This window comes from Chengkuizengella sediminis (assembly GCF_010078385.1).
Taxonomy (GTDB): domain Bacteria; phylum Bacillota; class Bacilli; order Paenibacillales; family KCTC-33759; genus Chengkuizengella; species Chengkuizengella sediminis.
On the sequence record NZ_SIJC01000006.1, the window covers coordinates 256,431 to 271,802 of the forward strand.

Here is a 15,372-nt window from a genome sequence, read left to right on the forward strand (position 1 = left end):
GGATCATGAAAAACAGAGCAGGACGTTTTATATCATATTTGTTTCTAATTATATCATCAATAATATCAGTATTTCCGTTTTATTGGATGTTTGTCATTAGCACAAATACGACTGCGGCAGCCAATAAGTTCCCACCTAAAATTATTCCTGGTGATCAATTTTTTGCAAACCTTCAAAATGCTTGGGAAAACGCAGATTTTATTACTGCTCTTTTTAACACTTTAATTGTTGCAGGGACAATTACTATATCCCAATTATTTTTCTGTTCGCTTGCGGCTTTTGCTCTTGCCAGATTGCAATTTAAAGGGAGAAATTTTGTTTTTATGTTAATTGTAAGTACTTTATTATTACCACCTGCTAGTCCGATTCCACTCTACATCATCGTAAGTAAATTTGATTGGATCAATAGTTTATATGCTGTTGTCATCCCATTTTTAGTTGGAGCCTTTGGTGTATTTTTAATGAAGCAGTTTATTGAAACCGCTATACATCCAGAGCTAATTGAATCAGCTAAAATGGATGGAGCTAGAAACTTCCAAACGTATTACCGAATTGTTTTACCTATTCTTAAACCAGGTTTGGCTACACTAGCTATCATTACATTTATGGCGATTTGGAATGATTTTGTATGGCCATCTATTGTACTTAAAGATCAATCTGTTCAAACATTACAGCTAGCGGTTCGTGGATTACAGAATGCATATAACCGTGATACAGCATTAATCGTAACAGGCGCATTTATTACGACTCTTCCACTTCTTGCAATTTTCATTCCATTTAGCAGACAGTTTATTTCAGGATTAACAGAGGGTTCCGTTAAAGGCTAGAGCAAGTATAGGTTTGTGAACATTTTATATTTATTGAGGTAAATATCCCTTGGATCTTAACTGCGATTTGCAGTTAAGGTTTTTTCTTATAACTACCTCTCCGATAGGAGCTTTTGTTATAGATTCATGCAGATTAGTACTTTTATACTATTCAAAGCAAACTGTCTCTCCATGGACATATTTTTCTTATAGATGATATAATAATGTTAGTTTTTACAAGGAAGGGGGATCGTTATGTTTAATAAGATCGTGAGCAAAGTCAGCGCCTTATCAAATGTAATTAATCTAAGATTTAAACTAATTATTTTATTCCTATTTATGTTTATTACATTGTTAACTCTAGCATTAATTTTAAATACTTCCCTTAATAGTATTAAAGAAACGGTTAAAGATTCATATGAAAATAAGATCGGATCCATGAATGAGTTGCAAAACTTAACAACTAAAATTTTAGAATTTAATCAATTTATTATGACAGCATCAAATAGTCCAACTTTAGCAAAAAGTTATGAAAAGAGAATAACTGATAAAATGAATGAAATCGAAATCATTGTAAATCAGCAAAAAGAACTTGCAAGTGGAGATAAACAAATAGTTATAGCCGAATTGTTAGTTAAGGATTGGAACAGCTTTTTAAATTATAAGGATAATATTCTTAACGCAATATTAGAAGGTGATCCTGCAAAGTTCAATAAAGCATATCAATCTTCTTTACGAAGCTTAAATGGCATCGTTAACAATTCTGCAACATTGTATGATTTGAAGTACAGTGAAGTTTTAAATTCACAACAATCAATAGAAAACTCACAAAATCTCGCACTTAAAAACAATATGATTGTTATCGTTACAGCTATTATTATTTCCCTGTTATTAGGCTGGTGGATATATAGCAGTGTTGTAAAACGCCTTCATCGTTTAGTTTCTTACAATTATCAATTATCTAAAGGGGATTTAACAGCATCGAAATTGAATATCTCAAAAGATGAACTTGGATTGTTGGCCAAAAGTACGAATCAGATTGTAGATAATTTAAAAATGATGATTTCAGATGTAGGTGACTCGATTCATTTAATGAATAATAATGTGAAAAATGTAAATCTAACCATTTCTGAAAATTATAGTTCAACAGAAATTATTGCAAAAAATGTAGACGAAATTTCAAAAGGAATTTCAGAACAAGCTAGTTATTCAGAAGGTTCATTAGTTAATATATCTGACTTAGATCAGTCTGTAACAGATATTGTCGATATTATAGAAAAGTTTAAAATATCGTTAGAACATACATATGGGAAAATTGATACAGGTACAGTGGATTTAAATGAAACGATGGGACAAATAAAATTGGTTGAAGACTCTAATATAGATTTAATCTCGTCCTTCGAAAATTTAAATCAAGAGCTTGTGCAAATACGTAAGTTTTCGGAACAGATTGTCAAAATTTCTCGGAATACAAATATTTTATCTTTGAATGCTTCTATTGAAGCCTCAAGAGCAGGAGAGTTCGGAAAAGGGTTTGCTGTTATTGCAGACGAAATTCGAGAATTATCTTCTGAAACAACGAAAGTTGCAAATGGGGTAATGGAGGTTGTTGCAAAAAATGAAGAAAAAACAAAACAATTTCAGGAGTCTCTGCAGAAGTCAAATAAAAGAACTTCAGATGGGAGAACTACATTCAAAGCAACGTATGATAATTTTATGGAAATAAACGAAATGTTTAAACAAATGAGTTATCAAATGAATGAAGTGTTACAAAGGGTAAATGATATTAAAAAACAAAGTGAAGAAGTAAACAATAATATGTCAGACATTACAGCCATCTCAGAAGAAACTTCAGCAGGCATTCAGGAAATCGCTTCTTCTACAAATCAACAGGTAGCTCAATATAAAGACATCGTGGATACGATAGATGAACAAAGTGAACTAGCTAACAAAATGAATCAAAATATTAAACGTTTTAAATTAGAAGATGAAAAATGAAAATTAAACAATAGTAAAAAATATACTTAACAAAAAAATCACCTTTAAGGTGGTTTTTTTGTTTCACTCTAATAATGAATAAATATTTTTAATAAATAAAGTTGTCTTGACTTAAAGTCTCGCCTACTACAGCAAGGTACTATAAAAAGATAGTACTTACTATAGTTATCTTATGATGATAACATGAACCTATTAAATCTCATATTAATTAAAGTTATCATGAATCATTAATTTATTGATGGTATGCATAGCATCAGGTGGTACCTTATATTGACGCCGGAGAATCAACATACTAAGTGTTTCGTAATAATGGGCACAAACTTTTCACATTTTTGTAATAATTTCGAGAGTTTTGGAAAATCATAGAATAAATATTCAATATGCAATTTAAACTTCAAACCACATGTATGTGAGGTGAGCTAAAGTGGAAAATATTATGATTGGGATTGATGTTGGATCTACCACTGTAAAAGCAACTGTAGTGGATCCGAATACGAAAGAGATTCTATGGTCTGATTATCAGCGTCATAATTCGAAACAGGCTGAAAACGTATTAGAATTCTTGGTTCGTATCGGGAATGAATTTTCAGAAGTAGAGAAAGAAAAGATTCGAGTGTTTATTACGGGATCTGGTGGTGGTCCGATTGCTGAGCATATCGGTGCCAAGTTTGTTCAGGAAGTGAATGCCGTTACGATGTCAGTTGAAGAGCTACATCCTGATGTAGGGAGTGTAGTTGAACTCGGAGGACAAGATGCAAAGATCATTATTTTTAAAGAAAACGAGGAGACTGGTGACAAGCAAGCCATTAATTCTATGAATGACAAATGTGCCTCTGGTACTGGTGCTACGATTGACAAATGTATCATTAAGGTAGGAATGCCAGAATCAGAAGTTTCAAAGCTCGCTTTTGATGATACAAAGTTACATCATGTTGCAGCGAAATGCGGTGTTTTTGCAGAAACGGATATCGTGAACCTCGTGAAAAGCAGCATTCCTTCTTCGGAAATCATGTGTTCTTTGGCGGATGCAATTGTTATGCAGAATCTCTCTGTACTGACCCGTGGGAATACATTGCGACATAAGGTCCTCTTGTTAGGTGGGCCGAACACATATTTGCCTTTTCTTCAGCAATGTTGGCGTAAGAGAATTCCTGAATCGTGGGATCAGCGAGGATACAATTATCCGAAAGATATACCGATCGATGAATTAATTTTTGTTCCAGAAAATTCTCAGTATTATGCTGCATATGGTGCTGTCATTTATGGACTTCATGAATCGAGTGAAGTAGGTCGTTACAAGGGTCTAGAAGAATTGAAGAAATTTATTACTCATGGACGAAAGGCAAAGCTGGGTGAAAAAGCCGGTGCTCCTCTAGTAAAAAGCGTAGCGGAATTGGAAGAATTTCGCCGTCTGTACAGTATTCCTAAATTTAAGTCGTTTTCCTTTGAACCGGGAAAAACAATTAAGGCAGTAATTGGTCTTGACGGGGGTTCTACTTCATCAAAGGCCGTGGTGGTCGATGAAAGCGGAACGATTCTCCTTAAGGAATACCAGCTTTCTAAAGGGAATCCGATTCAAGATACGAAGGAGCTTCTAGGGCGTATTTATGATAAAGTACATGCATCTGGTTCCAAACTGGAAATTATCGGCTTTGGGGCAACTGGTTATGCTGCAGATGTCTTGGAAAAGACATTAAAAGCGGATGTTAATATTGTAGAAACCGTTGCTCATATGATGAGTGCCGTTCATTTTTTTGGAGATATTGACGTTATTTGCGACATTGGCGGACAAGACATAAAGGTCCTTTTTCTAAAAAATGGAGATATCCGCAACTTCCGTTTGTCAAACCAGTGTTCAGCTGGAAATGGAATGTTGCTTCAGGCGATGGCTGACCAGTTTGGGATACCTGTTCAAGAATATGCTGAAACCGCATTTAAAGCTGAACTGAGTCCGAAATTCTCTTATGGATGCGCAGTATTTCTTGATTCTGATCGGGTAAATTTCCAAAAGGAAGGTTACGCAAAGGAGGAGTTGTTGGCTGGACTGGCCTTAGTACTACCCAAAAATGTATGGCAGTATGTAGTACAAATTCCACGTATGTCGGAATTAGGACGCAAATTTGTCTTGCAAGGAGGGACACAGCATAATCTGGCAGCAGTAAAAGCTCAAGTAGATTATATTAAAGAGCGGGTTCCGGATGCTGAGGTATATGTTCATCCACATACTGGTGAAGCTGGAGCAATTGGAGCTGCCATGGAAACCCTTCGTGTAGTAAAGCGGCGGGGGTATTCAACTTTTCTAGGGCTTGATGCAGCAATAGGGTTAAGTTATACATCCCTTAATGATGAATCAACCCGCTGTAATTTTTGTCCGAATAACTGCAGCCGAACATTTATCGATTCTACTACACCTGATGGACAAACAGCTCGTTATATTTCAGGTTTTAGCTGTGAGAAGGGGACGGTAGAAAATAAGGAATCGCTGATTCAGCTGACTCAAGAGCGCAATCAGCAGAAGAAACAATATCCTAATCTGGTGGATTATGAAGCAAGACAAATGTTCAGACATTTCTATGATCCAGCTCCCATGCCCTCGTCAGACAAAACTGTTGAGGATGTTAAAATCAATACTAGTATATTAAGCCTTGGAAAGAGACAAAGAAAATTCATTCGTCAGTTCCAACGCTCTTCTATAGAGGCGATGGAAAAACGAAAACAGTTGCGTATCGGCATCCCAAAAGTGTTGAATATTTGGTCTACAGCCCCATTTTGGCGAACTTATTTTGAGACGCTGGGCATTGAACAGAAGAATATCGTATTCAGTGACAATACGAGTGAGGAAATGTGGCAGAAAGGTGGAAAGTACGGCTCCATTGATCCTTGTTACCCGTCAAAAGTAGCACAAGCGCATATTCATAATTTGTTGTTCAAACATCATACAGAGCGCAAAGCTTTACACGCGATCGTATTCCCGTGCATTACCCATATTCCAACTCATCTGCAGAATGTGATGGATTCCGCCAGCTGTCCGATTGTCGCTGGGGCTCCAAATGTAATTAAGGCTGCTTTTACGAAAGAAACAGACTTTTTCAAGGAAAGGGGAATCACTTATTTTGATCCAGCGGTGACGTTTACAGAACAGAATATGCTGAAAAAACAGTTATATGAGGCGTTTACTGATTTCTTACAAATAACAGAAGACGAAAGTAATTTCGCAGCAGATGAAGCATGGAAGGCTATGGAGCTTTTTGATCATGAGATGCAGGAAAAAGGAAGAATGATCCTTGAGCAAGTCGAAGAGGAAAATCGCATTGCCATTCTTATGATCGGACGTCCTTACCATTCTGATCCAGGACTTAACCACAGCATATTGGATGAATTTCAGGTGTTAGGCTATCCGATTCTATCGATGCGCTCCATTCCGAAAGATGAAACTTGGCTGCGCCCATTTTTCAAAGATGATTTAGAAAGTGGAAGAGTGAATCATGCTTTGGAAGTAACTGATGTGTGGCCTGAAAATTTCAGTTCAAATAGTGTTCAGAAGGTGTGGGCTGCTAAGTTCTCGGCTAGACATCCTAATGTAGCGGTATTGGATCTTTCCAATTTTAAATGCGGACATGATGCCCCTACTTATGGGATGATTGATTCCATTATTTCAACTGCTAACACTCCTTATTCCGCACTTCATGATATCGATGCGAATAAACCAAGTGGCTCCATTAAAATCCGTGTTAAAACCTATGCACATAGTTTAGGACTGCATGAGGAGAAGATGCAAGATTTAGCGCAAAAGAAGATTCAATTACAGGAACTGATTGAACAAAAGCGTTTCGAATTACTGCAGCAATCGAACCAAGAGAAAAAAGCTATATCTGAATAAATAAGAAGGAGTTGATTTGAAAATGCGTAAATCAAAAAAACGAGAAGTTGTTAAGGATAGTTACCAGCCGGATTATTATTTTCAAAAAGAATTAAACCGGTATCAGGCTGAACAAGAAGCAGAATTAGGTCTGGGTCAACCAAAAGCACAATGGTTTGACCCGGTTCCCCGCCAATTTTTTGCAAAGGACAAAGATTCCACAACCATTCTTTTTGGTGGTCTTACCATGATCCATGACTACTTAATGGAAGGAGCGCTTAAAGGATTGGGATATCATGTCAAACACATGGATTGTCCAGATACAGAATCTCTCCGTTTTGGTAAGGAATATGGGAATCGCGGGCAATGTAATCCAACGTACTTTACTGTTGGGAATCTGATCAAATATCTTACTTATCTTCGAGATGTTGAAGGAAAATCAAAGGAACAAATTGTAAGTCAGTATCTATTCATTACAAGCGGTTCTTGTGGTCCTTGCCGTTTTGGTACCTACGTAACAGAATATCGGAAGGCACTAAGGGATGCTGGATTTGATGGGTTTCGAGTTTTGCTCTTTCAGCAGCAGAGTGGCTTAAAACAGGTTACAGGTCAAGAGTCTGCTCTCAAATTAGATAGTTCATTTTTCCTTACTTTTTTAAAGGCTGTATTGATCGGAGATATTTTGAATGCATTAGGGTATCGCATCCGCCCATATGAAGTGGAAGAGGGGTCTACTAATGCTGCCCTTGAACGCTGCAAAGAGCATTTATATAAAGCTTTCAGCGAACGTAAACAACTTATGCCGGCTTTATACCGATGTCGAAAAGAGCTTCAAGCTGTAAAAGTCGACAGAACTCGGGTAAAACCAAAAGTAAGCATTATTGGAGAGTTCTGGGCGATGACGACTGAAGGAGAAGGCAATTATCAACTGCAAAGTTTTTTGGAAAGTGAGGGTGCCGAGGTAGAAGTGCAGTCTGTCACTGCATGGATCTTATTTTTAATTTGGGAAGGACAGTATGATACTCGCAAACGGATGCATTTACGTGAAGCGGATTCCGAAAGTAAAGGTTTAAAAGGAAAGAATCCTTTAAAACGTTTACTCATTTTAGGGTTAGCTGATCGTACTGTACGCGGGATGTTCTATACCTATGCCAGAGCAATCGGGCTTCGCGGATATCACTTACCTAATATGGATGAAATAGCTAAGGTGGCCGATTCGCATTATAATAACCACCTAAGGGGTGGTGAAGGACATATGGAAGTCGGCAAACTTATTCTTAATGTGAAGAAACGGAAAGTAAATATGACTATTTCTGTTAAGCCATTCGGATGCATGCCTTCATCAGGTGTTTCTGATGGAGTTCAGTCACTCATTACTGAGATTCACCCTGAAGCGATTTTTCTTCCTATTGAAACGACGGGAGATGGGGCAATTAATGTTTATAGCAGAATACAAATGATGTTGTTTAAGGCTAAACAGGCTGCTCAGAAAGAATTCGATGAAGCTTTAGTCAAAAAGGGCTTTTCCGTAGAGCATCTTCAGAAAAATATTTACAATCGTTCGCCTATATCGGAACCCTTGAAGGTAAGTAAACATTCTGTTGCATGTACATCAGCAAATATTGTTTATCATCTTTAAGGGGAATTGAGACAAACGAAGACTTAATTATTACGTGATAATAATGTTGTTTTAAAAGATAATAAGGTCATTTAAAAAAGTTGTTTAAAATCGGATGCACAAACCAGTGTTATACCGTTTTTTAAATAACTTTTTTGATACGGAAAAAAATTTAATGATAGAAAAGGTTTTATCCTGAATTTTTTTTTATGATTTTCATGAAAAGGGTACACTTCAAAGTGAGTTTTTTATAGTAACGTTGGAGTATTATCTTGTACTTACTGGTGTACTCTCATTAAAATACTCTTCTAACGTACTGTTTTGACCCATTATTTCTGCAGCTATTTCTTTTCCTACGTATCTTATATGCCACGGTTCATAAGCATATCCAGTAATGTGTTCTTTATCTTGGGGATAACGAATAATAAAACCGAATTCAGCAGCATGCTTAGCTAACCACTGTCCTTCTTTAGTAGATCCTAAGCTTTCGTGTAAAACGTTATTCACACTTGGACTAGAAACATCAATGGCAAGTCCAGTTTGATGTTCACTTGTTCCAGGGAATGCACTATATCTTCGTGCTTGTTCTTCTCCTTGTTCCTGTACATTCCAATTAAATATTGATTTTTGGGTAAGGTAAGAACGGTATCCTGAAACTCCATTTAACTGAATATTCTCTTGATCTGCTTTTTCAAATAATTGTTCCAGTGCTCTTGCAGCTTCTTCGCGCAACCATTTTTTTTCACTTTCTCCTGCAAAGGAAAAAGGAATATTTGGTTGGACAAGGTCAGTAGGTACATATTCATCTTTTAAACTTCTTTGTTTATTTACTAGTACAGCGATACTTTCTTGGTTCGTAATTTGTGGAATTTCACTTCCCCCAATTATAATTGTATCTTCCAAGTTATATTTTACTGTAATCGTCAATTGGGTTGAAAAACCTTCATATGTTGCAACAACATCAAATGTATTCCCTGTTACTGCATCATTAGAAAGGGTAAGTAATCCGTTATCTTCGATGACGGCTAGGTTTGAAGGTTGGATTTCATAAATAATATCTTCAGGGAAAACTTGAATTTCAGTTTGATCAGTTAATAAAGAATAGAGAACAAGTAAATAGTTGGATTCAGGTGATATGGTGATATGTTCTTCACTAAAAAAGATGTTTTGAATTTCATCAGATTTTATTACATTACTTGTTGTTTGATTTGATTGTTCAACTTCTTCTTGTACTACCCCTTCTGGTGAGTTTGCATTAGAAGGGATTGAGGTATTTGCACACCCTGTTAGTAATAAAGAGCTACTAATAATAGCACCTGCACTATATGTAAAAAAGCGAGATTTTAACATAAACATGTTCCTCCGATGTCTGGATTGAAATAGAAGTGATAAAGACAAAAAAAAGCCCCCTACTAGATGTAAGGTGAACTTTATTATACCATGAAAAAAGATTGACAGAAACTGAATCGTATCTTAAAATTTACCCCAAAAGGCACATTCATAGAAAGGAAATAAAATGGATAGTTCAATTATTTTTTCAGGAATCGTTCTTGGATTGTTATTTTGGTTTATATATCAGCAGTTACCAGTGAAAGGGTTAAAAACGTTAAATACAACTGATTTTTCGGAGGCACTAAATGGCAACAAATCAATAATTCTCATTGACGTTCGTGAGCCACATGAATTGAAAACAGGACACATCAAGGATGCAGTGAACATTCCACTCTCACAAATTCGAAAAAGACTAGACGAAATTCCAGAGGATAAAACCGTTATGTTATATTGTAGAAGTGGATTTCGAAGTAAAAAAGCGGCTAGAATATTAAAGAAGAAAAAAATGAATATGATTCATTTGCGTGGCGGGATGATGTCTTGGCACGGTGAGATTAAACATCCTAGGTAACCTAGGGTGTTTTTTTTATTAAGAACATGAAACCTTTTCCAGTGAATTATCGTTATATAAGTATATTAACCTTCTTTATATCAAAAAACGGAGGGGTCTAACATGTCGTATGATAAGAAAAAAATCACAAAAATATCGCTGCTAATATTAACGATATTGGCACTAACCTCGTGTAATTCACCTAATCCCAATGAAAAACAAGAAATTGAAATGGATGAACCAGAAAAAGTCCCTGTAATAGAAAACACTACGATGATCGCTATTCAGAAGAACATTTAAGGTTATTAACACTCTACTTTATGTGATAAAATGGAATTGAAATTGTTTTCATTGAGAGGAGTTTACGATGGAAAAGAATATTTTAAACACCAATGTGATTACGCAAATTGGGATTATGGTAAAAGATATTGAGAAAACCTCGCAGGTATTTGCAAATTTTTTTGGAGTAGAAACACCAGAGGCTTTTTGGACGGATGAATTGGATAAAGCAAGAACTGAATATAAAGGAAGTTCTACAAAAGCAAGAGCACGGTTAGCTTTTTTTAATATGGGATCCCTACAGTTAGAACTGATACAACCTGATGAAAATCCGAGTACATGGCGTGAGTTTCTGGATGAAAAAGGTGAGGGTGTACATCATATTGCGTTTGAGGTTAAAGGATTAACTGAGAAAATAAAAATCATGGAAAGTAAAAATATGCCGCTTGTTCAAAAAGGGGAATTTGATGGTGGTAGATATGCTTATATGGATACTAACAATGATTTAAAGGTAATTCTTGAATTATTGGAAATTGATTAATACATAACAATGATCATTAACATGCTCCTTTCGGTCCATTCTCTAAATTGAGAATGGCTTTTTTTGTAAAATAAAGCTTAATTTTGACATGTGGTCAAAGTCTTAAGTTATCTTATAAATTTGCACGAGAGTCTACGGATATTCATACAATCAATTTTAATAAATTGTTCATATGATATGATGAACGACAAATAAAAGATAGAATTCGTTCAATTATAGATAGGAGGTGTATGAAAATTGGCGTTTTGCGTTCGTATTAAGGAACCTGTAAATGCAGAAGTTAATATACAAGAATTCATTCAAGTATGTGCTTTTACAACTACCCCAACAGATAAGGAAACTTATGTTTTAGTAGCTTTGGGAGATCGTAACCAAGTGGATGATATAGATTTTGTATTTAGTGAAGGAACTTCAATAGAATTTAATGAAGTGGGAGTCCATATTTTTAATGATGTTATTCTAAATACATGTGCTAACATTATGGGTACTTTTAAAAAACCAGGTGAATATATATTTAATGTGGCTTTACTAGAGCAAGATACTAACGAACTTTTGGATGTTGAAGTTGCAGTTGTCAAAGTCTTTAAGTCTTAATCATAAACTAATAATAATAAGGACTTAATGACTTATTGTTATTATATAAAAAGAGGGGCTGACATGAGGTAAATATCTTCTATGTCAGCCTCTCTATATATGTTTTCTTAAAATTAGTTATTTTAAACGATGAAGAATGTCAAAATAGATAACAGAACGGATGTGATGACCATTGCTATAAAAGGACGCATGGCTTTTGAACGAAGTGCTTTTAGGTTTACATTTAAACCTAAACCTGCCATAGCCATCGTTAATAAAAAGGTTGTAAAGATTGATATATTACTTAAGACTTCATTAGGAATTAAAATGATATGACCAATCACATAACTTCCAACTAAACTCATTGCGATAAAGCCAACTAGGAACCATGGAAAATGAATTTTCGTATCTTCTGATTCTTCGACAGATTGTTTTTTCTTTTTCCAGTAAATAAGAATAAAACATAAAGGAACAAGTAAAAATACACGACCAAGTTTAGCCAGTAATGCAATGGCTAACACATCCTCACCAGCAGGTGCAGCAGCAGTAGCCACATTTGCTAACTCATGTAAACTAATTCCTGCCCAAATCCCAAATTGATCTGGTGTGAGTGGTAAGACTGGAAGTAACAATGCATAAATGATGGAAAATATCGTACCGACTAAAGCAATGATCCCTATACTTATTGCGGTATCTTCCTCTTTAGAATTAAGAATAGGAGAGACTGCAGCAATGGCCGCAGCACCGCAAACCCCGGTTCCGACACCAACTAACAACGATAAGTTTATATCAGTCTTTAACCATTTTGCGATGAAAAGGGTTAATACAATTGAAAAAGCGATTGAAATGATTCCGAAACCAACTAATCCTAATCCTTGTTTGAATATAATGTCTATATTTAACTTTAATCCATATAGAATAATGGCAAGACGTAATAGTATTTTTGCTGAAAAAACAACCCCTGATTTAATTTTTTCAGGATAACCAAAAATTTGTCGATAAAAGATGGAAATGATAATGGCAGTTGCTAAGGGTCCAATGTAATTAAAACCCGGAATTTTAGCTACTTGAAAACTCAAAAGTGCAATGATGAAAGTAAACATGACTCCACCAGTCCAGTAAAAAAACGGTTTAACATTAATAGAGACTGACTTTTTCAAAACGTTTTCAATCATGAAAAAAACCTCTCTTTAAAATGAACTTTACAAAGCAGCAGATAAGAAAGTATAAAACTTTGACTCATCTATAAGAAATCGTTGATAAATATTTGTTAAATTCAGCATAAATCATTCCTTTGAATAAGAAAAATAAATCATAATTATATTTATAATAATGTTTTACTTATGATAAAATGGAATTAATAAAAAGAGAGGTAGTGGCTATTCATGGATCATCAGTTACTTGTTTTTACTACAGTAGTAGAGAAAAAGAATTTTTCTCGTGCAGCCGAAGAACTGCATATGACTCAACCTGCTGTTAGTCAATACATTCAAGCACTTGAGCAGCAGATTGGGACAAGGTTGTTAGAACGTAGCAATAAGTTTGTTCGATTAAATATGGCTGGAGAAATAGTATATCATCATGCGAAGGAAATATTGGGACATTATACAAGGATGCAATATTTAGTAGATGATTTAATGAATAAGGCAAGTGGAGATTTATTCATTGGTGCAAGTTATTCTTTTGGTGAATATGTATTACCTCAAATGATTTCAAATATGCTAGAGGAGTATCCACTTATCAAACCTTCGATTACGATAAGAAATTCAAAAAGAATTGTAAATTTACTTATCAAAAATGAATTAGAAGTTGGGATCGTAGAAGGCGAATTTAACCACCAAAATTTAAATATAGAACCCTTTGCAGAAGACTTAATGTATGTAACGGTGTCGGCAAATCATCCATTTTCAAGTCAGAAAAGCATAACGAAAGAAGAACTAGAATCAGAAACATGGATTATAAGAGAGGAGGGTTCTGGTACGAGAGAAGCAACAGATAAAATGTTTAGAACCTTACAATTAAACCCTCGAAATAAAATGGAGTTTGGAAGCACACAAATTATAAAGGAATCAGTAGAATCAGGAATTGGTATTTCTTTGCTTTCAAAATGGGCAATCCAAAGAGAGTTATCTTCGGGTACATTACATGTAGTAGAATTTGAAGGTTTACCTGTTCGAAGAAAGTTTTCTATTGTGACAAGAACCGTTCCTTTTCAAACAAAAGCGATGGAATTATTTTTGAAAATCGTACGTGAACAATATAATTAAATGTCTTAAAAGGGATATGATATACAGCATTGCCAAATTTTAAAAAAGACATATCTTAGAAAGTTTTATTGTTTTTTCAAAGTTAAATCTATTAACGTTTTTTCAAAGTCATCTCTATTCCATTTTTTGGACTTAATGTGATTAACGGTTCGATTTCAACCTTTGTAGGGTTATGAAGGTGAAATTTATATTGTTGGGCAATGGTGGATAATATTAGAGCAGCTTCCTGCAGAGCAAAGTGATTTCCAATGCATACTCTTGATCCACCTCCAAAAGGAAAATATGAAAATTTTGGGTTGTTTTTAATAATATCATCTAAAAATCTTTCTGGAATAAATTCATCTTCTCTATCGTAATAAAGTGGACTTCTATGTAATGCATATTGACTTAATAAGATTTCATCTCCCTTTTGGAAGGTATGATCCCCGATTGTTACCTCTTCTATGACTTTTCTTCGCAATTGGTATACTACTGGGTAAAATCTAAGAGATTCTTGTATGATTAGATCTGTATATTGCAGATTTTTGAGATCGTGAATCGTTGGGGGGCGACCAGCAAGAACCATATCGATTTCTTCATAAAATTTTTGTTCAACTTCTGGATGTTGAGAGACTAAAAACCATATCCAAGATAACATATTTGCGGTTGTACCATGTCCTGCAACAAAAATGGTCATCACTTGATCTTTAATTTCTTCATTTGTTAGTTGGTTATTATTTTCATCTCTAGCTTTTAATAAAAGAGATAATAAATCATGATAGTCATCTATATTTTCACTTTTCCGTTTTTCTATAATAGAGAATACAACTTGATTTAATAACTGTATGTTTTGACGGAAGTTCATAATTTCTTTTTCATCAACTGGTTTATTCCTTGTATTTTTCATAATGAATCTTGCAAAATTTTTTAAAGATGAGCGTAAATCACCTAATAGATTTTTATCCACTTTGGTTCCAAACATCGTGTCAGTAATGATGTTTAGGGTTACTTCGTTCATTTCTCGTGAGATATCCCTCTGTTGTCCATCCTCCCAATTTTTTAATAAAGAAAGGGTTTGTTTTACCATATGAGGGGCAAAGTTTTCAATGGATTGAAATTGAAACATAGGTTGCATTAATTTACGATCTTTCCGATGTTTATGATATTCACTAGTGACCAGCCCATCTCCTAGTAAGCTTTTTAATAGATTTGTCGTTGAACCTTTTTCAAAGTATTTTTGTTTTGTAACAAGTACTTCTTGAATATCCTCTGCATTAAATAAAATATAAAGCCCTTTGTTTGGTTCTGGAATATACACAACACGATCTTTCATATATTTTTGCTGAAGTGTTAGAACGCCTTTTAAATCATTTTGAAACAGCTTTGTTTCTTCAGAGCTAGCAATGGGTATTCCTGTTCTTACTTTCATTTATATTCCTCCTCAACATAAAAGAAGATTGCGATCTTACTTTTCAAAAAGTAAAATCTAGTATAACTATAATCCTGATTTTACCATATTAATGTTATGAAAAGAGTGGAAATGATATTTTTATACAAAAAATTACAAATA

General features: G+C 34.8%; 12 protein-coding genes. 9 read left to right on the forward strand and 3 right to left on the reverse strand.

Annotated elements, in window-relative coordinates; genetic code table 11:
- Positions 1-5: 5 nt before the first annotated feature.
- From EPK97_RS14085 to EPK97_RS14100, 4 genes are all read left to right on the forward strand, one after another.
- Entirely contained in the window at positions 6-827 is an 822-nt protein-coding gene (locus EPK97_RS14085; RefSeq protein ID WP_162037251.1) for a carbohydrate ABC transporter permease, read from the forward strand.
- Between the two features lie 234 nt (positions 828-1,061).
- A complete protein-coding gene (locus tag EPK97_RS14090; protein WP_162037252.1) occupies positions 1,062-2,804 on the forward strand; it encodes a methyl-accepting chemotaxis protein in 1,743 nt (580 codons plus the stop codon).
- 436 nt (positions 2,805-3,240) lie between these two features.
- Positions 3,241-6,684: a BadF/BadG/BcrA/BcrD ATPase family protein gene (locus EPK97_RS14095; RefSeq protein ID WP_162037310.1), complete on the forward strand. Its 3,444-nt coding sequence runs from the start codon at positions 3,241-3,243 to the stop codon at positions 6,682-6,684.
- Between the two features lie 22 nt (positions 6,685-6,706).
- The gene (locus EPK97_RS14100; RefSeq protein ID WP_162037311.1) at positions 6,707-8,302 is read left to right on the forward strand and encodes a 2-hydroxyglutaryl-CoA dehydratase; all 1,596 of its coding nucleotides are present in this window, start codon (positions 6,707-6,709) and stop codon (positions 8,300-8,302) included.
- A 246-nt stretch (positions 8,303-8,548) separates the two neighbouring features.
- Here the strand turns inward: EPK97_RS14100 and EPK97_RS14105 are convergent, their stop codons facing one another.
- A complete protein-coding gene (locus tag EPK97_RS14105; protein WP_162037253.1) occupies positions 8,549-9,631 on the reverse strand; it encodes a M15 family metallopeptidase in 1,083 nt (360 codons plus the stop codon).
- A gap of 166 nt (positions 9,632-9,797) precedes the next feature.
- On the opposite strand from EPK97_RS14105, the gene EPK97_RS14110 reads away from it, so the two are divergent.
- From EPK97_RS14110 to EPK97_RS14125, 4 genes are all read left to right on the forward strand, one after another.
- Positions 9,798-10,184, forward strand: a complete 387-nt coding sequence (locus EPK97_RS14110) for a rhodanese-like domain-containing protein (RefSeq protein WP_162037254.1) — start codon at positions 9,798-9,800, stop codon at positions 10,182-10,184.
- A gap of 102 nt (positions 10,185-10,286) precedes the next feature.
- Entirely contained in the window at positions 10,287-10,463 is a 177-nt protein-coding gene (locus EPK97_RS14115; protein WP_162037255.1) for a hypothetical protein, read from the forward strand.
- Between the two features lie 67 nt (positions 10,464-10,530).
- The gene (locus tag EPK97_RS14120; protein WP_162037256.1) at positions 10,531-10,983 is read left to right on the forward strand and encodes a VOC family protein; all 453 of its coding nucleotides are present in this window, start codon (positions 10,531-10,533) and stop codon (positions 10,981-10,983) included.
- A 237-nt stretch (positions 10,984-11,220) separates the two neighbouring features.
- Complete coding sequence (locus tag EPK97_RS14125; RefSeq protein WP_162037257.1) at positions 11,221-11,577, forward strand: hypothetical protein; 357 nt, start codon at positions 11,221-11,223, stop codon at positions 11,575-11,577.
- Positions 11,578-11,699: 122 nt separating this feature from the next.
- On the opposite strand, the gene EPK97_RS14130 is transcribed toward EPK97_RS14125, so the two are convergent.
- On the reverse strand, positions 11,700-12,731 hold the full coding sequence (locus tag EPK97_RS14130; RefSeq protein ID WP_162037258.1) for a YeiH family protein: 1,032 nt from the start codon (positions 12,729-12,731) through the stop codon (positions 11,700-11,702).
- 210 nt (positions 12,732-12,941) lie between these two features.
- On the opposite strand from EPK97_RS14130, the gene EPK97_RS14135 reads away from it, so the two are divergent.
- The gene (locus EPK97_RS14135) at positions 12,942-13,823 is read left to right on the forward strand and encodes a LysR family transcriptional regulator (protein WP_162037259.1); all 882 of its coding nucleotides are present in this window, start codon (positions 12,942-12,944) and stop codon (positions 13,821-13,823) included.
- A gap of 91 nt (positions 13,824-13,914) precedes the next feature.
- Here EPK97_RS14135 and EPK97_RS14140 read toward each other — a convergent pair whose 3' ends face one another.
- On the reverse strand, positions 13,915-15,231 hold the full coding sequence (locus EPK97_RS14140) for a cytochrome P450 (protein ID WP_162037260.1): 1,317 nt from the start codon (positions 15,229-15,231) through the stop codon (positions 13,915-13,917).
- Positions 15,232-15,372: the final 141 nt, after the last annotated feature.